This window comes from Ornithinibacillus massiliensis (assembly GCF_018310345.1).
GTDB lineage: Bacteria > Bacillota > Bacilli > Bacillales > Amphibacillaceae > Ornithinibacillus > Ornithinibacillus massiliensis.
Map to the genome: position 1 here is coordinate 224,117 of NZ_JAGXBY010000005.1, position 24,925 is coordinate 249,041.

At 38.0% G+C, this 24,925-nt stretch carries 25 protein-coding genes and 1 other annotated feature; of the genes, 17 read left to right on the top strand and 8 right to left on the bottom strand.

Annotated features, from left to right (window positions below):
- Positions 1–18: 18 nt before the first annotated feature.
- The gene (gene ehuB, locus KGF86_RS14950) at positions 19–879 is read right to left on the bottom strand and encodes an ectoine/hydroxyectoine ABC transporter substrate-binding protein EhuB (protein ID WP_211742345.1); all 861 of its coding nucleotides are present in this window, start codon (positions 877–879) and stop codon (positions 19–21) included.
- A gap of 363 nt (positions 880–1,242) precedes the next feature.
- On the opposite strand from ehuB, the gene ytzI reads away from it, so the two are divergent.
- Positions 1,243–1,419 carry a YtzI protein gene (gene ytzI, locus KGF86_RS14955; RefSeq protein ID WP_186869635.1) on the top strand — a complete coding sequence of 59 codons (177 nt, stop codon included), beginning with the start codon at positions 1,243–1,245 and terminating at the stop codon, positions 1,417–1,419.
- A gap of 298 nt (positions 1,420–1,717) precedes the next feature.
- Here ytzI and KGF86_RS14960 read toward each other — a convergent pair whose 3' ends face one another.
- Positions 1,718–2,689: a ring-cleaving dioxygenase gene (locus KGF86_RS14960; RefSeq protein ID WP_211742346.1), complete on the bottom strand. Its 972-nt coding sequence runs from the start codon at positions 2,687–2,689 to the stop codon at positions 1,718–1,720.
- A 100-nt stretch (positions 2,690–2,789) separates the two neighbouring features.
- A complete protein-coding gene (locus KGF86_RS14965; protein ID WP_186869637.1) occupies positions 2,790–3,362 on the bottom strand; it encodes a M15 family metallopeptidase in 573 nt (190 codons plus the stop codon).
- Positions 3,363–3,607: 245 nt separating this feature from the next.
- On the opposite strand from KGF86_RS14965, the gene KGF86_RS14970 reads away from it, so the two are divergent.
- The 9 genes from KGF86_RS14970 (at position 3,608) to KGF86_RS15010 (ending at position 14,905) form a co-directional block, all read left to right on the top strand.
- On the top strand, positions 3,608–4,093 hold the full coding sequence (locus KGF86_RS14970; RefSeq protein WP_211742347.1) for a DUF456 domain-containing protein: 486 nt from the start codon (positions 3,608–3,610) through the stop codon (positions 4,091–4,093).
- A 366-nt stretch (positions 4,094–4,459) separates the two neighbouring features.
- Complete coding sequence (locus KGF86_RS14975) at positions 4,460–5,923, top strand: ABC transporter permease (RefSeq protein ID WP_211742348.1); 1,464 nt, start codon at positions 4,460–4,462, stop codon at positions 5,921–5,923.
- Positions 5,924–5,938: 15 nt separating this feature from the next.
- The gene (locus KGF86_RS14980; RefSeq protein WP_211742349.1) at positions 5,939–6,610 is read left to right on the top strand and encodes an ABC transporter ATP-binding protein; all 672 of its coding nucleotides are present in this window, start codon (positions 5,939–5,941) and stop codon (positions 6,608–6,610) included.
- Positions 6,603–8,111 (top strand): PASTA domain-containing protein, encoded by a 1,509-nt coding sequence (locus KGF86_RS14985; protein WP_186869640.1) that lies wholly within the window; start codon positions 6,603–6,605, stop codon positions 8,109–8,111. The genes KGF86_RS14980 and KGF86_RS14985 overlap by 8 nt, the downstream gene beginning before the upstream one ends.
- 251 nt (positions 8,112–8,362) lie before the next feature.
- Positions 8,363–8,592: a binding site (T-box leader), on the top strand.
- A gap of 227 nt (positions 8,593–8,819) precedes the next feature.
- On the top strand, positions 8,820–10,259 hold the full coding sequence (gene proS / locus KGF86_RS14990; protein ID WP_211742350.1) for a proline--tRNA ligase: 1,440 nt from the start codon (positions 8,820–8,822) through the stop codon (positions 10,257–10,259).
- A gap of 1,249 nt (positions 10,260–11,508) precedes the next feature.
- Positions 11,509–12,666, top strand: a complete 1,158-nt coding sequence (locus KGF86_RS14995; protein ID WP_211742351.1) for a M20 family metallopeptidase — start codon at positions 11,509–11,511, stop codon at positions 12,664–12,666.
- Positions 12,667–12,732: 66 nt separating this feature from the next.
- Positions 12,733–13,500: an ABC transporter substrate-binding protein gene (locus tag KGF86_RS15000; protein WP_211742373.1), complete on the top strand. Its 768-nt coding sequence runs from the start codon at positions 12,733–12,735 to the stop codon at positions 13,498–13,500.
- Positions 13,501–13,530: 30 nt separating this feature from the next.
- The gene (locus KGF86_RS15005; RefSeq protein ID WP_186869643.1) at positions 13,531–14,190 is read left to right on the top strand and encodes an amino acid ABC transporter permease; all 660 of its coding nucleotides are present in this window, start codon (positions 13,531–13,533) and stop codon (positions 14,188–14,190) included.
- The gene (locus KGF86_RS15010) at positions 14,183–14,905 is read left to right on the top strand and encodes an amino acid ABC transporter ATP-binding protein (protein WP_211742352.1); all 723 of its coding nucleotides are present in this window, start codon (positions 14,183–14,185) and stop codon (positions 14,903–14,905) included. The genes KGF86_RS15005 and KGF86_RS15010 overlap by 8 nt, the downstream gene beginning before the upstream one ends.
- A 34-nt stretch (positions 14,906–14,939) precedes the next feature.
- Here KGF86_RS15010 and KGF86_RS15015 read toward each other — a convergent pair whose 3' ends face one another.
- Both KGF86_RS15015 and trhO read right to left on the bottom strand, forming a co-directional pair.
- A complete protein-coding gene (locus KGF86_RS15015) occupies positions 14,940–15,416 on the bottom strand; it encodes a glutathione peroxidase (RefSeq protein ID WP_186869645.1) in 477 nt (158 codons plus the stop codon).
- 88 nt (positions 15,417–15,504) lie between these two features.
- Positions 15,505–16,473: an oxygen-dependent tRNA uridine(34) hydroxylase TrhO gene (gene trhO / locus KGF86_RS15020; RefSeq protein WP_186869646.1), complete on the bottom strand. Its 969-nt coding sequence runs from the start codon at positions 16,471–16,473 to the stop codon at positions 15,505–15,507.
- 393 nt (positions 16,474–16,866) lie between these two features.
- Here trhO and cspD point away from each other — a divergent pair, with 393 nt between their 5' ends.
- The 3 genes from cspD to KGF86_RS15035 all read left to right on the top strand — a co-directional run bounded on the left by cspD (position 16,867) and on the right by KGF86_RS15035 (position 18,117).
- Positions 16,867–17,064 (top strand): cold-shock protein CspD, encoded by a 198-nt coding sequence (gene cspD / locus KGF86_RS15025; RefSeq protein ID WP_186869647.1) that lies wholly within the window; start codon positions 16,867–16,869, stop codon positions 17,062–17,064.
- A 72-nt stretch (positions 17,065–17,136) separates the two neighbouring features.
- Positions 17,137–17,811, top strand: a complete 675-nt coding sequence (locus KGF86_RS15030) for a class I SAM-dependent methyltransferase (RefSeq protein WP_211742353.1) — start codon at positions 17,137–17,139, stop codon at positions 17,809–17,811.
- Between the two features lie 9 nt (positions 17,812–17,820).
- The gene (locus KGF86_RS15035; RefSeq protein WP_186869649.1) at positions 17,821–18,117 is read left to right on the top strand and encodes a hypothetical protein; all 297 of its coding nucleotides are present in this window, start codon (positions 17,821–17,823) and stop codon (positions 18,115–18,117) included.
- On the opposite strand, the gene KGF86_RS15040 is transcribed toward KGF86_RS15035, so the two are convergent.
- Positions 18,110–18,991 (bottom strand): NAD(P)-dependent oxidoreductase, encoded by an 882-nt coding sequence (locus tag KGF86_RS15040; RefSeq protein WP_186869650.1) that lies wholly within the window; start codon positions 18,989–18,991, stop codon positions 18,110–18,112. The two genes, KGF86_RS15035 and KGF86_RS15040, sit on opposite strands and share 8 nt — an antisense overlap.
- 83 nt (positions 18,992–19,074) lie before the next feature.
- Between KGF86_RS15040 and KGF86_RS15045 the strand changes: the two genes are divergently transcribed.
- Positions 19,075–19,524, top strand: coding sequence for a GNAT family N-acetyltransferase (locus KGF86_RS15045; RefSeq protein WP_211742354.1), 450 nt, complete (start codon positions 19,075–19,077; stop codon positions 19,522–19,524).
- A gap of 81 nt (positions 19,525–19,605) precedes the next feature.
- The gene (locus KGF86_RS15050) at positions 19,606–20,280 is read left to right on the top strand and encodes a TraR/DksA C4-type zinc finger protein (RefSeq protein ID WP_211742355.1); all 675 of its coding nucleotides are present in this window, start codon (positions 19,606–19,608) and stop codon (positions 20,278–20,280) included.
- 55 nt (positions 20,281–20,335) lie between these two features.
- On the opposite strand, the gene KGF86_RS15055 is transcribed toward KGF86_RS15050, so the two are convergent.
- Complete coding sequence (locus KGF86_RS15055; RefSeq protein WP_211742356.1) at positions 20,336–21,208, bottom strand: hypothetical protein; 873 nt, start codon at positions 21,206–21,208, stop codon at positions 20,336–20,338.
- 112 nt (positions 21,209–21,320) lie between these two features.
- Complete coding sequence (locus tag KGF86_RS15060; RefSeq protein WP_246521601.1) at positions 21,321–22,619, bottom strand: S1C family serine protease; 1,299 nt, start codon at positions 22,617–22,619, stop codon at positions 21,321–21,323.
- A gap of 182 nt (positions 22,620–22,801) precedes the next feature.
- Here KGF86_RS15060 and KGF86_RS15065 point away from each other — a divergent pair, with 182 nt between their 5' ends.
- Both KGF86_RS15065 and KGF86_RS15070 read left to right on the top strand, forming a co-directional pair.
- Positions 22,802–23,488, top strand: a complete 687-nt coding sequence (locus tag KGF86_RS15065) for a response regulator transcription factor (RefSeq protein WP_211742375.1) — start codon at positions 22,802–22,804, stop codon at positions 23,486–23,488.
- A gap of 2 nt (positions 23,489–23,490) precedes the next feature.
- Entirely contained in the window at positions 23,491–24,825 is a 1,335-nt protein-coding gene (locus KGF86_RS15070) for a sensor histidine kinase (RefSeq protein WP_186869655.1), read from the top strand.
- Positions 24,826–24,925: the final 100 nt, after the last annotated feature.

The following is a 24,925-nucleotide window of genomic DNA, read 5'->3' on the forward strand; positions in this document are numbered from 1 at the left end:
AGCCCTGTAGATAAATTTCTAGATTTCACCGTTGCAGATTTTTTCAGTTGTAATATCCCCTGGAACCATGTTCATCTGCTCGCTGAAGCCATTTTTCTCAAGTAGCTCAGCAACTGTACCATCAGCTTTTAAATCAGCAAGTACTTCATTATAAGCCTCAACTAATGCTGTGTCTTCTTGATTAAATGCTGCTGCCCCATAGCTAGGAACACCTTCAACGTCTGGTTGTTCAAATGTTTCTACGAATTCTAATTCATCTGTGTTTGCAGAAGCTAATGCATCTTTAATCGTCATTTCTGTTCCAGTAGTAGCATCTGCACGCCCTGATTGGACAGCGGCAATAGATGCTGGAATATCGGGTACGGAAAGGATCTGACTTGGATCAACACCAGAATCTATTAGGAATTCATTTTCTGTTGCTCCTTGCATGACCGCGATAATAGTATCTGGGTTATTGGCAATATCCTCATAGCTTTCTAAATTAAGAGGGTTCCCTTGTTGGACAATTAATCCTTCCCCATACATCATCTCTGGCTCTCCAAACGCAACATTTTCACAACGGTCTGGTTGGATAGCCATTCCAGCAGTAATAACGTCAAACTGTCCAGCGTTAATCCCGGAGATTAACTGCCCAAACTCTAGTAATTCGGATTCCACTTCTTCTACACCAAGTTCAGCAAATACTGCTTTTGCAATATCAACTGCCGCCCCTTTTAATTCACCATCTTCCTCATAAGCATAGGGCTTTTCATTGGCAAATCCGATGGTGACTTTACCTTCGTCTTGAAGCTTGGCTAGTTTATCTCCTCCATCTGAACCACATGCTACTAAGAGCGCTATCGTGATGAACAGGACTGAAATTAACCATACTTTCTTCATAAATTAATAAAACCTCCTATAAATTGAATACTCCAACGAATAGTCGGATGTATTGTGGAATGGATCTTATGTAAAAAGAAGAACAAGGAACTAAGATTTTTCTCAGTAAATAGCTACAATTAACATGTTATCGATATATAGAATTGGACTCAAATTGGATATGTTCTGATAATTTAAATTTAATCTGATTAAAAATATGTAAAAGCGGAAGAGCTCTTTGATTCTTAAAGATACTAGTTCATGTTGAATAATCCTAAAGAATCCTTAAAATTCGACAAAACAGTCCATAATTTGTAACTTACTCTTTCCGAAACTATGTTAGAATAGATGCAACAGAGTTTGGACGTAAAGGAGGCGTAAAAAGTGATTTGGGTTGTGGCGGTTATATGTATTCTTATAACGGGAATTGTTTTATATCTATCGATTCTAACATTGGATAAGGGATATAGTTATAAACATAAAGTGGACCCGCTTCCATCGAATGTAGAAGAAGAAGCGGAGCGTAATCAAGGAAATTCATCTTCTCGTGATCATAGCTAATAGAGTGGAGTGTAAAATCAGGTTCGGTTTTATGCTCTTTTTTATTTTGGACAAGTAGATTAGATCTTTTGACAGAAACTGATTTTAGAGGGTACTTGAGAACCTAAATCGTGTTTATTGCCAGCTTGGAAGGGGAGATTGTGCTATGATTAGCATGCCCCTGTTCGGAAAGACCTCACAGAGTCACCGATATGCCTTGTTGGGAGTATTCTCGTGTATAGAGGATTCACTATTACCGGTCTTTCCGAAGCAGGTTACGTGCTATCTTGTGGGTGTATTTTACAAGTTAACATTACGTTTAGTTAGTAGTATCTAATGGTTTTAATTTTGATTCAATTTCGTCTCGTCTATCCTCGAAGAATGGTGGAAGGGCCAGTTGTTCACCGAGATGGTCCACATCTTCATCGGTAGCAAAGCCAGGTCCATCAGTAGATAGTTCGAATAAGATGCGATTAGGTTCTCTAAAATATAGTGCTTTAAAATAATATCGATCCACAATCCCCGAGTTCGGTAAGCGATTTTCGATCAAGATTTGTCGCCATTTTTCTAGTTCTTCATCATTTTCTACACGAAACGCAACATGATGAACACTTCCACGACCAGGTCTTTCTCGAGGTAAGTCTTGTCTAACTTCTAAATGGACTTCTGCCCCTGTTCCACCTTCACCAGTCACAAATACAAGGATGTCCTCTTGGTCTTTAATAGGTGAGGGATAGCTTGCTACCTGTTTAAAGGAAAGTACTTCCGTTAAGACAGCAATAGTTGGTTCTGCATTAGGAACGGTTAGTTTAACGGGTCCTAGCCCAATTATTCCATTTTCTACTGACGCATGACTTTGTTTCCAAGGTTTCCCACCAGCAACTCCTTGGTTATTCTCATCGGAAACGAGGGTTAAACGTTGATGTTCATGGTCACGGAAATGGATAACTTGACGTCCATTTTCTTCCGTTATTCCATCATGTTCTACCTGATATTGATTAAATCTATTGATCCAATAGGCTAATGCTCTATTATTAGGCACACGTAAAGAGGTCCCTGTAATACTATTGTTTCCAGGATGTGTCCTACCAGCATTGGGAATTTCAAAAAAGGTTAGGTCTGTTCCTGGTCTACCTACTTCATCTGCATAGAATAAATGATATACCGACGGGTCGTCTTGGTTAACGGACTTTTTCACCAGGCGCATCCCAAGTACTTTGGTATAGAAATCATAGTTCTTACTCGCGTTAGCAGTAATTGCCGATACATGATGGATACCTTTTAAATACATATTCATAACCTCCATGTGAATTTATCTCGAATTCGAGATATTTTTATTTTACTAGAATATGGATGTAATGTCTATATAATAAGGAATTTTAGGGATAACATCACTCCGTAGGCATCTCATTCTTTGGCCTAATTCCAAGCTTTAACTGTTGAATGGATAGTCCGAATGTCATTTGTAGGTGAGGATAGTCTTTAAATCTTGTCCAATCTCCACCCCATTCGAAGCCTAACTCCTTGGCAATGGCTACCACTTCGTCCCAATCGGGAATCGTATTATTATTCCCATCATACTGTATATCCCATGTTAAATTACCATCTGAATCCATTATCGCAAAATCAATTGCGAGTCCGTAGTTATGGTAGGATTCCCCAGCCTGAGCGTATGTTACGATATTTCCTTCTTTCGTACGCCCTTGGGCATAAAGTTCATTTTGCCTGTCAAATGAGCGAATGGATTCGGTAATGATAATGGTTATTCCTTGTTGTTTGGCTTGTTCTACTAATTGCTTTGCCTTTTCGTCGACTATAGGGTGGAGCTCTGTTGGGATGGGAGCATTTTTTCCGTGAAATTCATAACGACTAAAGCCTAAATAGTGATAAAGTAAATACCCAACTAAACCTAATGCAATTACAATGATTCCGAATGTAATCGTAACTCGCCCCAACGTTCTCATTTACAATCTCCTTTATCGTGGTATAAACTAGCTATCCAATTTCATTGACTTATATTAGAATGAATTTAAGTGATTTGCTCACTAGTTGATCTATGTTTTGGACTTATTGTATTGATGGTGTAGTACTACTTCTATAGTAAGTGTTTGGAACCATTAGGGAAACTATAAACGTATTCATACGAATAAAGAAAAAAGCTTTCCAACATGCTTAGAATGAAAGAAAAATAATGGTAGGGGGATAGTCCATGTTAGATGTGATTCTTTGGATTTTAATAGTGGTATTATTCATCGTTAGCTTTATTGGTGTTATTTATCCGATTATTCCTTCTGTACTATTAATTTGGATTGGGTTTTTATTGTATCAGTTCGGAATCAATAGTGATGAATTAGGATGGCTTTTCTGGATTGCAGTAGCAATATTAACCGTTCTATTATTTGTAGCAGATATTGTTGCCAATAGTTACTTTGTCAAGAAGTTTGGAGGCAGTAAATGGGGGGAACGTGCTGCTGCGATAGCTGTTATTGTAGGGTCTTTTATTATACCTCCATTTGGAATTATTATTATTCCATTTATCGCAGTTCTTGTGATTGAAATGATGCAAAAAAGAACGCTGAAAGAGGCATTTATGGCTTCCATTGGCTCCTTGCTTGGCTTCTTAGGCGGAACAGTTGCAAAAGTAATTATCCAGATGGTGATGATTATTATATTTGTTTTTACGATTATTTTTTAGTGGATAAGCTGCATTGATTTAGTCAACTTCTAAAATAAAGAAGGATAATATTGTAGCGGCATTAAGAAAGGGAAATAGTTAAATAGACAGTGGGCTATTTTAGAGGAGATTATCTGAGATAGCCTATTTTTTCATGGCTCTATTTAGTTGGGTGAATTACGGGAATTTCACAAAATTTTTGTTGTTTTTCTGACTTGTTACCAATATAATACAATTATGTTACAAAAATACTACATCATTAAAAAATGAGGTGAGAGGTTTTATCCAGGGATGCGCTTGGATAGAAGGTAACCATTCTAAATAATATTAATAGTGTAATAGAATCTATAAAAATCAAAAGTATATTTTTTTGTGAGGGGGTTTGTAATGAATTTTATTAAACGTGGATTTTTAGGTATTACGAGAAAGAAAGGTAAATCATTAATTTTATTAGCCGTTATATTTATTTTAGGAAACCTAATATCTGGTGCAATTTCTATTCAACAAGCTACTGGTAATGTCGAGAATAACATTAAAGATAGGCTTGGAGCTTCTGCTACAATTGAATATGATTGGGAAGAATATGACAAGCTAAGCGAAGAAGAAATGATGAATGTAGAGATGGAAAACATAGGCGTTGATTTGATTAAACAAATTGGGGAGTTATCCTATGTAAAATATTATGATTATAGTATGTCAACCATGCTAGGATCTGAAAGTATAGAAAGTTATAAGGGAGATATGGAAGAGGAACTTGTCCAATATGGACCTAGCATGGATTTTACGCTGAAAGGAATTAACTATGCCCCTGTCCTTGATTTTGAAGAGCAGAAGGGCAAGTTAGTTGATGGTCGTGTCTTTACCCAAGAAGAAGTGGATAAAGGTACAGCTGTTGCCATTATATCAACAAAATTAGCAGAAAAAAATAATCTTCATGTCGGAGATACCTTTACGTTATCTAATGCGGTCTATACATATGATGATGAGACAGGTGTGGAGGAGTTAGTTACTTCTCGTGATGTCGTATTAGAAATAATTGGATTATTTGAATCTCAATCTGTTAAAGAAGATGTAGAGGTAGATTCAGATGGTATGTTCGACTGGATGGATATCGACTATCAAAATACCGTGTATGTTCCAAATGAGATTGTCCGTAGTGAAATGGTCTACCAGTGGGAAGAGTATTTGAAAACGGATGAAGAGTATGCAGAAATGATGCAAGGGGAAGAGGAAGTCTTCGAATATTATACACCACTATTTGTTTTAAACAGTCCTGAAGATAAGGAGGCATTTGAGGAAGAGGCCCTTCCTTTACTGCCAGAATTTTATACTATAGTCAGTGCTACGGATCACTATGACAGCATTGCAGGTCCAGTGAAGTCCATGTCCAATCTATCAAAATATGTTCTAATAGCTGCAGTAGTTGCAACGGTGCTTATCACAGGTTTAGTAGTCCTACTATTCTTAAGAGACCGAAAGCGCGAGTTAGGTATTTACTTATCGTTAGGAGAACGACGGGGCCGTGTAGTTGGGCAAATTCTAATTGAAGTAATGGTTGTTGCGGTCATTGGTATTACGATATCCTTATTCAGCGGAAACTTCTTAGCTGCACAAGTATCCGATGCGATGGTGAAAGCAGATACTGATGATCATTATAACGATTATATTTATTATGGTGGCATGTTTGAATCGGATTTGACAACAGATGATGTGTTAGCCTCTTATGAGGTTACCCTTAATTCCAGCTACATTCTAGCATTCTATGGAATCGGCCTATTGACGATTTTAATTTCAACAGTTATCCCGTTAATATATATTGTTAGACTTAATCCGAAGAAAATACTGATGTAATAGAGGGGTGAGATTATGATATTAGAAGCGAAGGACTTAAATTATTATTATCAAGATGGAGACATGCGTCGTTATATATTAAAAGATACATCTGTCTCTTTCGAAAAGGGTAAGTTTTATACGATTTTAGGGCAGTCTGGTTCAGGTAAAACCACCTTACTATCATTACTCAGTGCCTTGGATTCTCCGCATAGTGGGTCCGTATTATTTAACGAAGAGGACATTAAAAAAATTGGCTACGAAAAGTATCGCCGTAATAACATCGGGATTATTTTTCAAAGCTACAATTTAATCCCGACTTTTACAGCGGTGGAGAATGTTCTGATTCCAATGTCGATTACGGAAAATGAAGTTCCAGAAGACGCAAAGACAGTGGCTTATAATTTACTAGATTACATCGGTATTGTAAAAAGCAAAGCAGATCGTCGCGTTAATAAACTTTCTGGGGGAGAACAGCAGCGTGTAGCTATTGCTCGTGCACTGGCCACAAACGTGGAATTAATTCTTGCTGATGAGCCTACAGGAAACCTTGATGAAGAGATGGAGCAGGAGATTATTGATATCTTTATAAAATTGGCACATGAACATGGGAAATGTGTCATTGTGGTTACACACTCCAATGAAATTGCTAAGCAGTCTGATCAGGCTTTTCATTTGAGGAAGGGTGTACTATCTTCCTATGAGTGACTTCTTATCAAAATTTAACAAAGATAAATATGATGATTTGGTGAATGAAAAAGAAGATAAAAAAATAACCGAAGAGCAAGAAAAGGAAGAGGAGACTCTGCCAGAACTAGAATCAGAACCACAGCAGAAGCAGGAAGAACAAGCCTCTGCTGTGGAATCGGAAGAAACAGTGCCTGATCATGGTGCCCTGCTTAATTCGGGCCCTTTATCTTCTAGAAGCGTTAGACGACAGGATGCGGAAGAAGATGTTGAGATTGATCTAGACTATGCTAGGAAAAAAAGACTTCGGATGTGGCTAATTATTTCAGGATCTGTCTTAGCTTGTATAGTAATTTTCTTCGTATATTATATGCTCGTCCATGTGAAGGTGGAAGATTTTGTGGACAAGCCTGTTTCAGATGCTCGCACTTGGGCGAAAGAAAATGATGTAGAAATTGAATTAACACAAGAATATAGTATGGAACATGATGCAAATAAGATTATTTCACAGAGTGTATCTGCTGGTGACAAAATTAGAAAAGGGAAGACGCTCCAATTAACTAGTAGTTTAGGTCCGGATCCAGAAGAGGTTATTCCGCTTCCTGACTTTTCAGTAATGAGTCAAGAGGAAGCCAGGAATTGGATTGATGAAAACAAAGCGGAAAATCTGCAGATGGTCACAGAGTATAGTGATGATTTGGAAGAAGGCGAATTTATTAAGCTAACCATTAAGGATAGTGAAATTGATCCATCAGAATATATGCGTAAAGACAGTGCTGCCGTCTACTATTCTAAGGGGAAAGAAGTCTTCGAAAAGAATATCACCATACCGAACTTTACGGGAGCTACTAAAGAAGAAGTGGAAAAATGGGCAGAAGCCAATGAAATTGATATGACATATGAAGAAGCAGACTCTGATAGTGTTGAAGCAGGAATAATTATTAGCCAAAGCGAAGACCCAGAGGAAAAAATTGCTAAAAGAGATAAAATGAAAGTAGTTGTATCGGCAGGTAAAGCCACAGTAGTTCCTAATTTTGGAGAAGTGACTGCGGACGAAGCTGCTACCAATTACCCGGATCTAGAGGTGACAGTGAAACAAGTCTTTAACGAAGAGGTTTCTTATGGAAGACTAATTTCACAGTCTGTTAAAGCAGATACAAAATTAACGGATAAAGATAATAAAAATGTTACGGTTACTTATTCATTAGGAAAACCGTATTTGGGTGATTTTCGTGGACAATCAGAAGGTGATTTGCCAAGGTTGTTTTTTGACGAATATCAATCAAAAGGCGCTGATATTAAATATATTGTTAAGTATGTCTATGCCCCGGAAGTAAAGGGGACTGTGGTAGGTATGAGTAAATTTAATGAATTCGTGCCGATGACATATACAGTGGAGATACGTGTTAGCAATAATGCTTCAGCCCCGCCTAATACAGACTTTTTCGGGAATGACCCAGAAGGTCCTATAGAAGATCCGCCTTTGGAAGAAGGGGATAATATTGAGATTGATGATAAGTAATAAAGATTGGATTCGATGGAAGAGCTGCCTGTAATCAAAGGCAGCTTTTTCATTTAATGGAAATTATACTTGCATTGCAATATATTTTCTCAATATTATGAAGGTTATTTTTCTCAATTTATGTATACAAAAATAAAGTACCGAAAATAGTATATAACAATTAGGTTGAGAAAAACTTGACACAAACATTTTCTCCTGAAAACTTGACTTTCTACAAATGGCAACTTATATTAAACTTAATATCAAAATATCTAGAAACGTTGATAAGGATTAGTACAATTTAGACTGTCTATTCAGAGAGGGAATGGTTGGTGAGAATTCCCATAGACGTAAATTGGAACCTGCCTTGGAGTTCGCCTTCAGAAGAGAATGACCCAAGAAGAAGTGCGCGGTCCTTGACCGTTATCAAGCTAAGTGTGCTTTCTACTTATCGTAAGTATGAAGTAAACAAGGGTGGTACCACCAAGCCTCGGTCCCTTATACGGATAGAGGTTTTTTTGTGTTTATAAAAATTTTCTCATGTAGTTGATTTACGTAGACTAGTAAGAGAATTAACATTGGTGCGACCTCTCTATGTCTTTGTAACGTTTATCCTAGATTTTTCTTCGGAAAGTGATAAGTAAAAGAGCCTGGATCACCATCCGTCCGTTGATTAAGCTAAGAAGCTATCTTTTATAAGAAATACTATAAATAAAACGAGGTGTTATTATGGGTAAGAAAAACAAAGCGTTTGTAGAGAAAATTACCGCTATGGAAGACGACTTTGCACAGTGGTATACAGATGTTGTAAAACAAGCTGAGCTAGTAGACTATGGTCAAGTTAGGGGAACGATGATCATCAAGCCATATGGCTATGCAATTTGGGAGAACATCAAAGACGAATTAGACCGCATGATTAAAGCAACAGGTCACTCAAATGTTGCCTTCCCACTATTCATTCCAGAAAGCCTACTTCAAAAAGAGAAAGACCATGTTGAAGGTTTTGCTCCAGAGGTTGCATGGGTAACCCATGGTGGAGATGAAGAATTAGTAGAAAAAATCGCAGTACGTCCAACTTCAGAAGTACTTTTCTGTGACTACTACGCTAAAAACATTCACTCCTATCGTGATCTACCGAAACTGTACAACCAATGGGGGAATGTCGTACGTTGGGAAAAGACAACACGCCCATTCTTACGTTCATCTGAATTTCATTGGCAAGAAGGTCATACAGCACATGCGACAGATGCAGATGCTTCACAAGAAACAGATCGCATGTTAGAGGTATATGCTGATTTAGTAGAAAAGTACCTCGCAATTCCAGTCCTACGTGGACGTAAAACCGATAAGGAAAAATTCGCCGGTGCAAAATATACATTAACCATTGAAGCACTCATGCATGATGGGAAAGCCCTACAATCTGGAACTTCTCACCACTTTGGTTCAGGCTTTGCTGAAGCATTCAATATTACCTATTTAGATGAAAATGGAAAGAGCCAATATGTCCACCAAACCTCTTGGGGTCTTTCAACACGTATTATGGGTGCGTTAATTATGGTTCACGGCGATAATCGTGGTTTAGTCGTTCCGCCAAGAATCGCACCAACTCAAGCAATGATCGTTCCAATTGCTCAGCATAAAGAAGGCGTATTAGATAAAGCATACGATTTACGAGATCAACTACAATCGATTCTACGAGTAGATATTGATGCAAGTGATAAAATGCCTGGTTGGAAGTTTAATGAGTATGAAATGAAAGGAATCCCAGTTCGTATTGAAATGGGTCCAAAAGATATAGAAAAAGAGCAAGTGGTTCTAGTTCGTCGTGATACAGGCGAAAAAGAATTTGTCGCTCTAAATGAATTAGAAAGCCGTTTACCAGCATTGCTTGAAGAAATCCAACAAAATCTTTACGATAAAGCACTAGCACATCGTAATGAAAAGACTACGGTCGCAACCACAATGGATGAATTCAAACAAACGCTTGATGAAAAAGGTGGATTTATCAAAGCAATGTGGTGTGGAGACGTTGCATGCGAAGAAAAAATTAAAGAAGAAACAACTGCGACATCCCGCTGTATTCCGTTTGAAGCAGAAAAAGTTGCAGATACATGTGTATGCTGTGGTAAAGAAGCCAAAGAAATGGTGTATTGGGCAAAAGCATATTAATAATAGTGCAAGGGCTTGGGAGAATTCCCAGGCCCTTTTTTGACGGATAGGAAAGCATAGAATAGGAATCTTTCCCGCCAGAATGCGGAAAGTCTATTCTCTATGGGACGAGCGGGGATGATGGTAGTTTTGTTATTAGAAGCAGCGAGAGAGCCTCTGTGACTTAGATGAGGGAGAAAAGCAGTAAAAGGTGACAGAGTGTTCATCTCAGTGACTTAAATGAGGAAGGAAAGGGGAAAAAGGTAACAGAGGGTTCATCTCAGTGACTTAAATGAGGAAGGAAAGGGGAAAAAGGTAACAGAGGAGTCATCTCAGTGACCTAGATGAGGAAAGAAGGAAGAAAAAGGTGACAGAGGAGAAGTCTCAGTGACCAAAATGAGGAGGGAAAGGGGAAAAAGGTAACAGAGGAGTCATCTCAGTGACCTAGATGAGGAGGGAAAGCGGAAAAAGGTAACAGAGGAGTCATCTCAGTGACCTAGATGAGGAAAGAAAGCAGAAAAAGGTAACAGAGGAGTCATCTCAGTGACCAAAATGAGGAGGGAAAGCGGAAAAAGGTAACAGAGGAGTCATCTCAGTGACCTAGATGAGGAAGAAAAGCGGGAAAAGGTAACCGAGTGTACGTCTCAATGACCAAAATGAGGAAGGAAAGCAGAAAAAGGTAACAGAGGGTTCATCTCAGTGCCCTAAATGAAGAAGAAAAGCGTGAAAAGGTAACAGAGGGGTTATCTCAGTGCCCAAAATGAGGAAGGAAAGCAGAAAAAGGTAACAGAGGGGTTATCTCAGTGCCCTAAATGAAGAAGAAAAGCGTGAAAAGGTAACAGAGGGGTTATCTCAGTGCCCTAAATGAGGAGGAAAAGCAGAAAAAGGTAACAGAGGGATTATCTCAGTGACCTAAATGAGGAGGAAAAGCAGAAAAGGTAACAGAAGGAGCATCTGTTACCCAATTGAGCAAGGAAATCCCCTCCCTTTTTAACTAATTGGAAATGATCTGCAAGCATAAGAACAAAAAAACCACATTCGCTAGATACGAGCAAATGTGGGTTTTTACTTTACTAACTTGATAAATTGGTGATCTTCTACTACCCTTCTATTCTAGTAAGTAACAGAAGATTTCTCCGTTTAACCATACGAAATTTTATCTCCTTGTGTATACAAACACTAGATATTTCAAAAAAGTATTGAATAAAAATCAATAAAGTGGTATAAATATACATATTAATTAATAATAATACACAAAGGTGAATGAGACATGAAACAATTATTGAAGGATGAACTCCAAGGTATTGAACAAGATTTATGGGATATTTGTAAGCAAATGTATGATCATCCAGAGTTAGGTGATCAAGAGTATGAATCTATGAAACTTCTAACCTCTCTATTGGAGAAACATAGTTTTTCTATTGAAACAGGAATTGTTGGACGACCAACTGCTTTTAAGGCGGAATATACAAGTGGAAAGCCTGGTCCGAAAATTGCCTACCTTGCTGAATATGATGCACTTCCGGGGGTTGGTCATGGCTGTGGGCATAATTTAATCGGGACGATGAGTGTTGGAGCAGGAATCACGCTTAGTAAAGTGATTCAGGAAATCGGAGGAAGTGTGGTTGTTCTTGGTACACCAGCAGAAGAAACAAATGGTGCTAAAGTACCGATGAGTGAGCAAGGAGTATTTGACGATATGGATGTTGCGATGATATTACATCCTAGTGATCAGTCCTATGTTAGTGGAGAGTCCCTTGCCATGGATGCAATTCAATTTGCGTATTCTGGAAAAGCCTCTCATGCAGCGGCATCCCCAGAGAAAGGGATTAATGCGCTAGATAGTGTTATTCAATTGTTCAACGGTATAAATGCTTTAAGGGAACACCTTCCGACTGATGTACGTATCCATGGCGTTATAACAGAGGGAGGAAAAGCGGCAAATGTCGTTCCTGATTATGCGGTGGCACAATTTTATATTCGAGCAAAAGCACGTTCTTATTTAAATGAAGTAGTGGAAAAGGTTAAGAATATAGCCACCGGTGCAGCGCTAATGGCAGGAACGACTTTGGAGATATCTAATTATGAACTTAGTTATGACGATATGATTACAAACCAGTCTTTATCAGATGCTTTTACAAAAAACTTAGCACAAACTAGTGATTTACCTATACTAGCAGCCAAGCAATCGTACGGTTCGATTGATATGGGCAATGTGAGTCAGGTTGTTCCTGCTATACATCCTTATATCGGGTTAAATAAGCCTGGTCTAGTTGCACATACAAAGCAATTTGCCGAGCAAACGATAACAGAGGATGGGTACAAAACTCTTAAATCTGGTGCATTGGCACTGGCTGGAACAGGGTTTGATATTATTACCAATAAAGATTTACTAGAGTCAATCAAGAGTGAATTTGAAACAAGGTGATTTTTTATACGTACTTATGCATAATTAATCAATATTATCAATGTTTATAAAGGGAGAGAATTCATGATGAAAAAAACACTACTTACTTTGGTGGGAATTGTACTACTTACCTTCTTAGCTGCTTGTAACGCAGGAGAAGCGAGCTCTACTAATAAAGAGGAGAAAAAGGTATTGAAAATGGCTACATCTGCAGATTTTCCACCATTTGAATCCTATGACGAACAAGGTAATTTTACGGGCTTTGATGTGGAATTAGCGCAGGCTATTGCAGATGAATTAGGTTATGAATTAAAGATTCAAGATATGGATTTTGATGGGTTGATTGGTTCCCTGCAAGCAAAACGTGTGGACATCGTACTTGCTGGCATGAGTGCAACAGAGGAGAGACGGGAGAATGTTGATTTTTCTGAACCGTATCATCGTTCAGGGGAAATGTTTATAGCAAAAGCAGATCAGCAAATGGAAGACCTTTCTAACTTAGAAGGAAAAGTAGTAGGTGTGCAGTTAGGGACGATTCAAGAAGAGGGTGCTGAAAAATTAGCGGAGGAATACGGGTTTGAAGTGAAAAAAGTAGATAGTGCCAATATTTTAGTTCAGGAATTGAACTCTAATCGTATTGATGTGGCATATATGGATAAAACCGTAGCTACAGGATACATTACCTCTCAAGGCTTTACAGGATTTGATGACCCAACCACTAGTTCTCCAGGGATGGCAATTGCTTTTCCAAAAGGGAGTGAGCTGGTAGAAGAGGTCAATGCCATTTTAAAACAGTTTGAAGAGGATGGAACACTAACAGCTTTAGAAGATAAATGGTTATCTGAGTATAAGTAATTTTACAGCGAGAGAGTGAGGTGTGAAGGCATGAATTTGGACTTTAGCCAGATTGTGCCTTCAATTCCTTTTATTTTAGAAGGAATTGGAGCAACATTAAAGTTTGTTAGTGTATCCATTATCGTTGGTTTCATACTAGGAACAATATTAGCTTTATTTAAAATTAGTAAAAAGAAATGGCTGAAATGGCCAGCGGATTGTTATACATCGATTTTTCGTGGGACGCCATTAATATTACAATTAATGATCATTCATTATGCTGTTCCACAATTATTTGCCTATGATATACCAGTGTTTTTAAGTGCAGTGCTAGCATTCGGACTTAATTCTGCTGCGTATGTATCAGAAATTATCAGGGCAGGTATTATGGCTGTTGATAAAGGACAAGTAGAGGCAGCGGAGGCGCTAGGTGTAGGGTTTAGACCAATGATGGTAAATATTATCCTTCCACAAGCAACCAAAAATATATTACCTGCATTAATGAATGAGTTTATTACGTTAACGAAGGAATCGGCACTAGTTTCTACAATCGGTTATATGGATTTAATGCGACGAGCGGAGATTGTCGGAGCGCAACTTTATCGTAACTTTGAACCACTGTTAGTTGCTGGTCTTATTTATTGGGTCATGATATTTATCCTAACTAATATCGGTAGTTGGGTCGAACGGAGGATGAGGCAAAGTGATTAAGACAATCGATCTTACTAAATCATTTGGAGATAACCTAGTATTAAAAGACATTACTACTACGATTGATCAAGGAGAGGTTGTTGCTATAATTGGTCCTTCTGGTTCTGGTAAATCAACCTTTCTACGTTGCATCAATTTATTAGAGGACCCAACAGGTGGCTTTATTTGGATCAAGGATAAGGAATTAACCAAACCTCAAGTGAATAAATTAGCGATAAGAAAAAATATTGGCATGGTATTTCAGCATTTTCATTTGTTTCCTCATATGACTGTATTAGAAAATGTTACGTATGCTCCAATAAAAGTAAAGCATATGAAAAAGGATCTAGCCGAGAAGCTTGCGAAGGAACTACTTGCAAAAGTTGGGTTAACTGAAAAAGTAAATGCCTATCCAAATCGTTTGTCAGGTGGACAAAAGCAGCGTGTAGCTATTGCAAGAGCTTTGGCGATGGATCCGGAAATTATGTTATTTGATGAACCCACTTCAGCGCTTGATCCAGAAATGGTGAAGGAAGTATTAGACGTTATGAAGGACCTCGCACAAACCGGTATGACAATGGTTGTTGTCACACACGAAATGAATTTTGCCAAAGAAGTAGCGGATCGAATATTTTTTATGGATGAAGGTCAGATAGTAGAAGAAGGGAAGCCAAAGGATTTCTTTTCTAAGCCAAAGACAAAAAGAGCAGAAGACTTTTTATCGAAAGTGCTTTAAAAAACGCGGGCGAGCAAGTCTCACCCGCGTTTTATTATCCTAATAACTTAACAACGTCTTTCTCTATTTTATCGGGTGTTGTTTGTGGGGCAAAGCGTTTTGCGACATTGCCATTTTGATCGACTAAGAATTTAGTAAAATTCCATTTAATATCTTCCGACAAAAAGCCCTTTGCCTCGCTTGTTAAATGTTTAAACAATGGATGCGCATCTGGACCCTTTACATTGATTTTCTCAAACATTTGGAATGTAACCCCATAGTTCATTTTGCAAACCTCTGCTATTTCCTCTCCTGAGCCTGGCTCTTGATTACCAAATTGGTCACAAGGAAAGCCGAGAATTTCCAAACCTTTATTCTGATAGGTTTTATATAGTCTTTGTAGTCCTTCAAATTGAGGAGTAAATCCACATTTACTTGCGGTATTCACTATCAGTAAAACTTTACCTTTATAATCACTTAGATTCTTAGTTGCACCTTGCAATGTAACTGCGGAAAATTCATATATACTCATGGTATAATTCCCCTCCTTAAATTCATCATAGCAAATGGATGGGATTAATAAAAATAAAAAAGACGACCATTGGCCGTCTTTTCACCACTTATTGAGCTACCTTTTCTTCTAGGGCAATGATTGCTAGTCTGCGATCAATTTCCTCTTGAGTTAGGTTATGCTCTTGTACATATAGATTTCTTGGGTGTACACGGCATTCATGTGTACAACCACGCATATATTTATGCTCATTTTCTTCTGAGCAGAGAATTTGTTTATTACATTCAGGGTTAGCACAATTTACAAAACGTTCACATGGCTTCCCATCGAAGTAATCCTTACCAACAACAACATGTTCTTTACGGTTAATGTCTACAGCAATACGTTCGTCAAACACATAGCATTTCCCATCCCATAGCTCACCTTGAACTTCAGGGTCTTTACCATATGTTACAATCCCGCCGTGAAGCTGTGCAACATCTTCAAAACCTTCTTTAATCATCCAACCAGTGAATTTCTCACAGCGAATCCCACCTGTGCAGTACATTAAAATCTTCTTACCTTCAATAAGGTGTCTGTTTTTACGTACCCATTCTGGTAGCTCGCGGAAGTTATCGATGTCAGGGTTAAGTGCACCACGGAAATGACCTAATTCATATTCATAGTCATTACGAGTATCCACTATAACAACGTCATCACGTTCCATTGCTTCACGCCACTCTTTTGGCGTTAGGAATTCACCAGTTAATTCTTTTGGATCAGGATTTTCTTCTTCATCTAAACGAAGCGTTACTAACTCTTTACGTGGGCGAACATGCATTTTCTTGAAGGCATGACCTTCATGCTCGTCTACTTTAAATGTTAAATCAGCAAAGCGAGGGTCATTGTGCATCATTTCCATGTACTTGTTTGTGCTTTCCACGGTTCCAGATACAGTACCGTTAATTCCCTCTTTCGCAACTAATACTCTTCCTTTTAATCCGACTTCCTTACAAAAGGCTAAATGTTCTTTTGCAAAAGTTTCCGGATCTTCGATGTCTACATACTTGTAGTATAATAAAACTCGATAATCTCCCATTTTCATTACCACCTATCATTCATATTTGCAAGATATAAATGTTGGTAGTCGCTATTTACTTTTTATAATCTTGCAAGTGTATAGTTTAACAAGTTTTTAGTGGAAATTCAACTGCTTTTTGAGTAGTAAGTTTATCTGTTTTGTTACGTTTTCACTTGTTTATTATTCAATTGCTTTTATTTTGCATAAAATTCAAGTTGTCTAATAATTTTTTGAATTTTTTTAAGTAAAACATTCTCATTCACTTGATTTTTTCTATTCAAAGGGGTAAAGTATAGGTAGCAAAAGGTAATTGAAATTAGTAATACTTTACGATCTCTTTATCCGAAGTAGGTGTAAAAGTATTAGGGTTCAATTGTACTTTGCAAGCTATTTGATAAGGAGGTCATATAAATGACTGGTAAAGTAAAATGGTTTAACGCAGAAAAAGGTTTCGGTTTCATCGAGCGCGAAGACGGTGACGATGTATTCGTACACTTCTCAGCTATTCAATCTGAAGGTTTCAAAACTCTTGAAGAAGGTCAAGACGTTGAATTTGAAATCGTTGAAGGTAACCGTGGACCACAAGCAGCTAACGTTGTTAAACTTTAATTAAAAACACAACTACAAGGCTTATCTCAAGTGAGATAAGCCTTTTTATATAGTATAAGCTGAGGTGAGGGGATGAATTCCTTTAATTGGACCGTAAAGTCAAAGCAAGAATGGAATGATCGGGCAGACTTTTGGAATAGTCGAAGCAAAAGCATGTGGGATAGTGGTAGTAGAAGAGATATCATTCCATTTTTAACTAGTCACCTTCATAGCCAAGCTAAAGTATTAGATGTTGGTTGTGGGGACGGCTATGGAACCTATAAGCTGCATGCATTAGGCTATGATGCTGTTGGTGTAGATATTTCAGAAGAGATGATTGCCTATGCTAAAAAGCGTGGCACTACCATTCCTTTTTACGTCGCGGATGCATCGAACCTACCAGTGGAAATAGAATCGGTAGATGCTATTTTAAGTATTAATGTATTAGAATGGGTTGAAGTACCAGCTATTGCGCTACAGGAATTAAAAAGGGTGTTAAGAAAGGGAGGACTTCTTTGTGTAGGAATCCTAGGTCCAACTGCAGGACCAAGGGCGACTGGTTTTCGGAAAGTGTATGGTGAAAAGACTATTAGTAATTCGATGATGCCTTGGGAATTTCAAAAGCTTGCAATAGAAATGGGCTTTGAATTGGAGGATGAACTAGCCGTGTACAAAGAAGGCGTAACAGAACGTCATTATGAAGGATTATCTACTCAGCTCAAACAAGCAATAAGCTTTATGTGGGTATTTTTGTTACGAAAAAAGTAGGTGAATAAGTTGGATAGGAAACAACTAGAAGAACAAATTATAGAAAAATATCAAAACGATGAAAAAATGATGATTTTAATTTTTGCGCAGTGGTGTATAAACCATGAATTAGAACCTGTTAAGCTATACCAAATGGCATACCCAGGTCAAATGAAAAATCATGCTTTAGAGGAAGCGATGGAATTAACCGTTCCCAAAAATGAAGCAGAGGATATTCCGAATGAGACCGTATTAAATGTCCTGCAGCTTTTTGGGAACGATGACTTAGCTTTTGTTGTCCAAAGTGAAATAGAAAAGTTTAAATAGATGAATCGAATAATTTAATTAATGCTTGTGTACCGCTATCTTCTTCGCCCTTTTCTGCTAATTCCTCATATAACTGGAGAGATAGCGCAAGACCTGGTGTAGATAGTCCCATCTCCTCTGCAGATTCTAAGGCAATTTTCATATCTTTAATAAAGTGTTTTACATAAAAACCTGGTGCAAGGTCTCCTTCAATCATACGTGGACCGAGCTTCGATAAGGAAAAGCTTCCGGCTGCTCCGGTAGTGATGGTATCTAGTACGCGAACAGGGTCAAGCTTGGCTTTTTTTGCATAGACAATTGCCTCACAAACCCCAATCATATTTGTCGCTATTGCGATTTGATTACTTAACTTCGTATGCTGACCAGCACCAGCCTCACCTTGAAGAACGATATTACTGCCCATCGCTTCAAAGATTGGGTAGACTGTATCAAATGCGACTTGGTCTCCACCAACCATAATCGCCAAAGTACCATTTCTAGCACCAATATCTCCACCTGAAATCGGTGCGTCTAACGCATGTATTCCTTTTTCGGCTGCCTTATTGTATATTTCCTTCGCTAAAGATGGCTTGGAGGTCGTCATATCAATGATATAAGTTCCGGTATTAGCATTTTCAATAATACCATTTTCACCAAAGTACACTTGCTCCACATCTTGTGGGTAACCGACAATGGAAATAATAACTTCTGATTCTGCTGCTAATTGGGCAACAGAGTCTTTCCATGCTGCTCCTTGCTCTAATAACGATTGTGCTTTTTCCTTTGTTCTTGTATAAACAGCTACTGGATAGCCTGCTGAAAGAAGGTTTAAAACCATACTTTTCCCCATAACACCTGTACCAATAAATCCAATCTTTGTATCTTTTGTAAGCATAACATGACACTCCTCTCTAAGCTTTACTATATAATGAAAGTTAGGATTATAAAAGTGAAAACATTCTGAGGAGTTGGACAAGCATGGATTGGCATATCAAGAAATTTCAAGAGTTAACAAATGATGAATTATATGAAATATTAAAGGCTAGAACAGATATTTTTGTAGTGGAGCAAGATTGTCCATATCCTGAATTAGATAACCAGGATCAAGAATCATTACATTTCTACTTAACCGTTGATGGAGAATTGGCAGCTTACATACGATTACTCCCTAAAGGATTAAAGTATGAAAACTATGCAGCAATCGGTCGGGTATTGGTTGTGAAAAAATTCAGGTCAAATGGCTATGCTCGTCAAATAATGGAAAAAGGTATTCGGTATGTCCACGAGCAGTGGCATGAGAATGAAATCAAAATACAGGCGCAAGTGTATTTAAAGAAATTCTATGGGTCTTTCGGGTTTGAACAAGTTTCCAAAGAATATTTAGAGGATGGCATTCCACATATTGACATGGTTCTAAAACGAAATTAAAGAATCATTATGTGCCTTTTACACATAGTATTATTAGCAACCTTTTTCAAGTCAATCCGTTTTTATAGAGGAGGCTAATAAATGATTTCAGGTGAGCAATTGAGTCAGTTTAAGCATGCATTATTAGCTCGGCAAAATGAATTGATTGACCATGTTCAGGATCATTATGGGTTGTCTCGGGAATTTATTAAAGAATCAATGGGAGAGCTATCGAATTACGATAATCACCCTGCAGACCATGGAACAGAGTTATTCGAAAGGCAAAAGGATTTAGCCCTCAATGAGCATGTTGAAAAGGAACTAGAGGAAATAAATGAAGCACTACATGCCATTGATCAAGGAACATATGGTATTTGTCGAGAGTGCGGTGCGGATATTCCTTTGGAGCGGTTGCAAGCTATTCCTACTACAGATCGTTGTATGCATCATGCAACGAACCATACATTTAATCGTGAACGTACGGTTGAAGAGGAAGTGTTTAGCCCAAATATTAATCCAAATGAGGTGTCCGACGAAGAACAGGTTGGCTATGACGCCGAGGACACATGGCAGGAAGTAAGTCGTTATGGAACTTCAGAAACCGCCGCAGACTTCTATGGTGATCAAGAGGATTACGATGAGATGTATCCGAATCATGACGAAAACGTAGGTCATGTAGAGGATATCGAGAACTTTGTAGCTGCAGACCAACATGGTAATTTCATTGGTGTAACCCCAAATCATAATAAATATGAAAATCAGCTAGAACAAGAATAAATGGAAGCACACAACAATCCATAGGTTGCTGTGTGCTTTTTCTTGATGTTCTCATCTACGGTAAAAAGTAAAACAGTTCTCTCATGATACTCCCAAATAGGGAGTTTGAAAATAGTACAATTAATAAAAGCTCTGATACATATAGTCCCAATAAGGTATAAATCTTATCGAAACCATCCCCCTCTTTTTCCCACAAAATAAGTACAGGAACGACAAAAATCGACCCTACTACACCAATAGCCAATAATAGGACGGGGATGATTGGCATTTGAACAATCAGCAATATACTACCAGATACATAAAGTAGGCCATATGGTAATATATAAGCCCCGTACTTACCAAGAACATCTAGAAACGATAAATTTAACTTTATAAGTTTTGCTGCTGCAAACGTAATACCGATAAAGCCTGCAAATAATAATATGTATAAGAATAATGGCACTAAAAATCCATAAAACATGGATGGTGCTGGCATGAAAAAGCTGTTCCGTGAGTAGATGGCCATAGGGATAAAAGTACTTAAAGAAATAAACAAAGCAATTGCTACTAATGTAATCAGTGCTGAGTACTTATCCTTATGATTAGCTTTTCTGGCCATACTAGGCTTTTTCACTAACGTCATAAAGAAGTAACCGAAGTTAGTAAAGATGGAACCTAACTGATCGGCAAAGTCGTTTTTGTTTTCTGTTGTTTGATGTGTTTCTTTTTCTTGTGCATGATAGGTACCGGTAGCTTCACCTTCAGATGGTGTTACTAAATTGGTAGCTTGGGAAGGGATAGTCTCTTCTTTACTTGTTGAATCAACCTTTTCCTCAGGAAGTTCTTCTGTTAATCGGTCATTATAGTCTTCGTTTTTTTCTAGTGGTGATCCACAATGAACACATAACGCCCCTGTCCCTGATTCATGGTCACAATGTTCACACTTCATAACTCCACTCTCCATTTATTGAATAATAATTAAATGATACTATAAACAAATTCGGCAGAAAAGGACAAAAATAGATAAAAAGAAGGGAGAGGTACCCTTCTTTTACACTGGTTTATTCATTTTTATCCATTAGCTCAAGGTCAATGACTTGTTTTTCGCCATTTCGATATATTTCCAGTTTAACCGTGTCACCGACTTTGGTTTCCGAATACATGTATTTTCTAAGTTCTAGCGCTGTTGGTGTTTCATGATCATCGATTTTCGTAATGACATCAAATTGCTGTAATCCAGCTTTTTCGGCAGGTGAGCCTGGTTCTACACTTGCTACGACCATACCTTGCTCAACGCCATCTGGAAGAATAATATTATGGCGATATTGCATCGGAACTTGGTTTAATGTAGCCATACTAATACCAATAAATGGACGTTGCACTTTTCCATTGGTTTCTAGCTGTTCCATGATGGGTAGGGCAGTGTCAATTGGAATTGCAAAACCAATTCCCTCTACTTGGGTACTGGCTATTTTCATGGAGTTAATACCAATTACTTCTCCATTAGCATCAACTAATGCCCCACCACTATTACCAGGGTTGATTGCTGCGTCTGTTTGAATAACCTCAGTGACCCAATCGGCTACCTGATCACCAGTTGTATCGACTGACACGGATCGATTTAATCCACTAATTATCCCTTTTGTTAACGAGTTGGCAAATTCTATACCTAATGGATTACCGATAGCAAATACGGTTTCCCCAACTTGTTTATCTTCCGTTGTACCTAATGTAGCAACGCGGTTTACTTTCTCCCCGTCTATCTCAAGTACTGCTAAATCGGTTAATTCATCTGTTCCGAGTACTTTTGCTGGGATACGCTCATCGTTAGCTAATACGACCTCGACCTGCTCGGCACCATTTACGACGTGATGATTAGTAACGACATATGCTTTTCCATTTTCTTTTTTATAAATGATACCAGAGCCGGTTCCTGCTTCTTCACTGTTTGTCCAAATGCTTTGACGTTGTAAATTAGTTACTCCTACCACTGCTTCCGAAACTTCTGCAATGTTTGTAGAACTGTTAGCATCTTCTGAGGCCATGGTAGTGATGACGTTTTGCCCCGAATGATGATTGGTGCCTTGTGCACTATCCGTTTTGCTTGTATTCCCAAATGCTATGACATTCGTGAAGAGAAGTACTAAAAGAATAGCTACCGGTATTAAACCTCCCACTAAGCCAAAAAAGAATGCCTTTATGTTAGAAGGACCTTTTGATTTTTCTTTTTTCTCTTTTGGCGTCGTATGTGGCTTGGTTAGTCCTGGATCATCAAGCTGTTCTGCTTGGTAAGATATATTATCATGATTTAATGAATGTTCTTGCTCATTTTGCGGATTATGTTGTTCATTGTGCTCCATAAAACATTCACCCTTTCTTAATCTATAGCTATAACATACCCTTAAGGCTCGGCACAGCTTAGGTATAAATGTGGAATAAATGTGGAAATATGCAAAATTTATAATGCGTTTCTTTTATTTAATGGTAAAAGGGTTTAAAATTTTAGATGTAAACTCTATTAGAAAATAGTGTGGTGATGAATATGAATTATCATATTGCAGTGATTGAAGACGACCCGAATATCCAGGCAATCGTCTCCGCCTTCCTTAAAAAAGAGGGATATGAAGTGACGGTAATGGATACGGCAGAAAAAGGGATGGAACTATGGGAAGCAAATCCCCCTGATATGTGGATTGTTGATATTATGCTACCAGGTATGGATGGCTATGAATTTTGCAAAAAAATCCGGAATGAAAGTGAAGTTCCAATTATTATTGTGTCTGCAAAGGATGAAGAAATTGATAAAATTCTTGGTCTAGAATTAGGTGGCGACGATTACTTGACTAAGCCATTTAGTCCGAGAGAGCTTATGGCACGTATTAAACGAATATTTAGGCGATATCGTCCAGAGGAAAAACAGGAGCACCATGAAGGAAATCAAGTTATTGTCGATCGTTTAGTCATTGATAAAAATAACAGACGAGTTTTTTGGGATGAAGATGAAAAAGATGTCACAACAAAAGAATTTGATATGCTGCTTTTATTTGCTCAAAATGTCAATCGAGCCTTTTCTCGGGAGGAGCTATTAACACGGATTTGGGGAGATGATTATTTTGGTAGTGATCGAGCAGTGGATGATTTAGTCAAACGAATTCGAAAAAAACTACAAGAGCTACCACTAGAGACGGTATGGGGTTTTGGTTACCGACTCAGGGATAAAGAGGAATAGCGATGAAGCTTCAGTATCAATTAAATGCGGCATTTACAGCGTTACTACTTATCATTATGGCGGTTACGTTTTACGTTGTGTATTCATTAATACTAAATTTATTAATTCAAGATGAACAAAGACAGCTTGAGCAAAAAGGTGAGATTATTGTAAGTGTATTAGATGAAGCATTCATATCAAGGGAAAATATAAGAGGCTTCAATGAATTTTTACAAGAACAGGATTTACAATTATTCTTGTATGATCGCGGGCAAAATATGGTACATTTCTCTACCTTACCGACTTCTGTCGTAACAGGATTATTTATGAATAATGATTTTAGTAATCCTAATGAAGAGCTATGGGAATACGGTAATGAGAAATATGTGACCTCTCGTATTCTAATTGTGCCACAAAGTCTTGGTTTAGAACTGATTTTACTTACGCCATTACAGGATCTACAAATTGTGCAACAGGATTTTATTGTACGGATGTTAATTGTTTTCCTTATTGGAGCGCTTGTTGCAATTGGTCTCAGTTACTTCTTAACAAGAAAGTTAGTAACACCGCTAACTAGGCTCAAATATCAGTTGAAGAAAATTGAGAATAGGGACTTTGATGAGGTAGAACCGATTCAGGCATCAGGGGAAGTAAAAGAGGTTGCACAGAGTGTTTATGATATGGCAAATGAGTTACAGCGCTATATCAGTACACAGCGAACGTTTTTCCAAAATGCTAGTCATGAATTAAAAACCCCACTAATGACTATTCAAGGCTATGCGGAAGGAATAAAGGAGAAAATTTTTGAAGCGGAGGAAGAGGAAAAAGGTCTTGAAGTTATTGTTTCTGAGGTGAATCGACTGAAGAAGATTATTAATGAAATGATATTACTTGCGAAGCTTGAGAGTGAAGAAATCTCGTATCATCAAGAAAAGATCGCATTGACAGATTTAATCAATAAAGTCATGGAACGGGCCTTGCCTATTGCAACCGAAAAGGGTGTCACACTTCAGCAACAGGTAGAGGAGCAGCTTTATCTAATAGGGGATGAAGAAAGAATTTTACGTGCTTTGTTGAATTTGACCTTTAATGGTGTTCGCCATGGACATAGTCAGCTCCTTATTACAGCACAAGAGAGTAATGGACAAGTGCAAATCATAATTGAAGATGATGGGGAAGGGATTTCTGAAGAATTAATGCCACATATTTTCCATCGTTTTGTTAAAGGTAAGAATGGAGAGACTGGATTAGGTCTTGCCATTGCGAGGGCTATTATTGAACAATCCAATGGGAAAATTGAAGCTAGTAGGTCCAATTTAGGCGGGGCTAAATTCACATTAAGTTTTACGAGGGATTAACACTGTTGACTGTCATAATGGATAGATTCAGGAGGAAGATGAGCTCAACCCCGGAGTACATGAGCCCAAAGTAGTCGATAAAAATAAAAAGACAGTATTC

What these genes read in the sequence shown, in the direction of transcription:
- ehuB (WP_211742345.1), bottom strand. Translation starts at nt 879, where the DNA reads ATGAAGAAAGTATGGTTAATTTCAGTCCTGTTCATCACGATAGCGCTC.
- KGF86_RS14960 (WP_211742346.1), bottom strand. Translation starts at nt 2,689, where the DNA reads ATGTATTTAAAAGGTATCCATCATGTATCGGCAATTACTGCTAACGCG.
- KGF86_RS14965 (WP_186869637.1), bottom strand. Translation starts at nt 3,362, where the DNA reads ATGAGAACGTTGGGGCGAGTTACGATTACATTCGGAATCATTGTAATT.
- KGF86_RS14970 (WP_211742347.1), top strand. Translation starts at nt 3,608, where the DNA reads ATGTTAGATGTGATTCTTTGGATTTTAATAGTGGTATTATTCATCGTT.
- KGF86_RS14975 (WP_211742348.1), top strand. Translation starts at nt 4,460, where the DNA reads ATGAATTTTATTAAACGTGGATTTTTAGGTATTACGAGAAAGAAAGGT.
- KGF86_RS14980 (WP_211742349.1), top strand. Translation starts at nt 5,939, where the DNA reads ATGATATTAGAAGCGAAGGACTTAAATTATTATTATCAAGATGGAGAC.
- KGF86_RS14985 (WP_186869640.1), top strand. Translation starts at nt 6,603, where the DNA reads ATGAGTGACTTCTTATCAAAATTTAACAAAGATAAATATGATGATTTG.
- proS (WP_211742350.1), top strand. Translation starts at nt 8,820, where the DNA reads ATGGGTAAGAAAAACAAAGCGTTTGTAGAGAAAATTACCGCTATGGAA.
- KGF86_RS14995 (WP_211742351.1), top strand. Translation starts at nt 11,509, where the DNA reads ATGAAACAATTATTGAAGGATGAACTCCAAGGTATTGAACAAGATTTA.
- KGF86_RS15000 (WP_211742373.1), top strand. Translation starts at nt 12,733, where the DNA reads ATGAAAAAAACACTACTTACTTTGGTGGGAATTGTACTACTTACCTTC.
- KGF86_RS15005 (WP_186869643.1), top strand. Translation starts at nt 13,531, where the DNA reads ATGAATTTGGACTTTAGCCAGATTGTGCCTTCAATTCCTTTTATTTTA.
- KGF86_RS15015 (WP_186869645.1), bottom strand. Translation starts at nt 15,416, where the DNA reads ATGAGTATATATGAATTTTCCGCAGTTACATTGCAAGGTGCAACTAAG.
- trhO (WP_186869646.1), bottom strand. Translation starts at nt 16,473, where the DNA reads ATGGGAGATTATCGAGTTTTATTATACTACAAGTATGTAGACATCGAA.
- cspD (WP_186869647.1), top strand. Translation starts at nt 16,867, where the DNA reads ATGACTGGTAAAGTAAAATGGTTTAACGCAGAAAAAGGTTTCGGTTTC.
- KGF86_RS15030 (WP_211742353.1), top strand. Translation starts at nt 17,137, where the DNA reads ATGAATTCCTTTAATTGGACCGTAAAGTCAAAGCAAGAATGGAATGAT.
- KGF86_RS15040 (WP_186869650.1), bottom strand. Translation starts at nt 18,991, where the DNA reads ATGCTTACAAAAGATACAAAGATTGGATTTATTGGTACAGGTGTTATG.
- KGF86_RS15045 (WP_211742354.1), top strand. Translation starts at nt 19,075, where the DNA reads ATGGATTGGCATATCAAGAAATTTCAAGAGTTAACAAATGATGAATTA.
- KGF86_RS15050 (WP_211742355.1), top strand. Translation starts at nt 19,606, where the DNA reads ATGATTTCAGGTGAGCAATTGAGTCAGTTTAAGCATGCATTATTAGCT.
- KGF86_RS15055 (WP_211742356.1), bottom strand. Translation starts at nt 21,208, where the DNA reads ATGAAGTGTGAACATTGTGACCATGAATCAGGGACAGGGGCGTTATGT.
- KGF86_RS15060 (WP_246521601.1), bottom strand. Translation starts at nt 22,619, where the DNA reads ATGGAGCACAATGAACAACATAATCCGCAAAATGAGCAAGAACATTCA.
- KGF86_RS15065 (WP_211742375.1), top strand. Translation starts at nt 22,802, where the DNA reads ATGAATTATCATATTGCAGTGATTGAAGACGACCCGAATATCCAGGCA.
- KGF86_RS15070 (WP_186869655.1), top strand. Translation starts at nt 23,491, where the DNA reads ATGAAGCTTCAGTATCAATTAAATGCGGCATTTACAGCGTTACTACTT.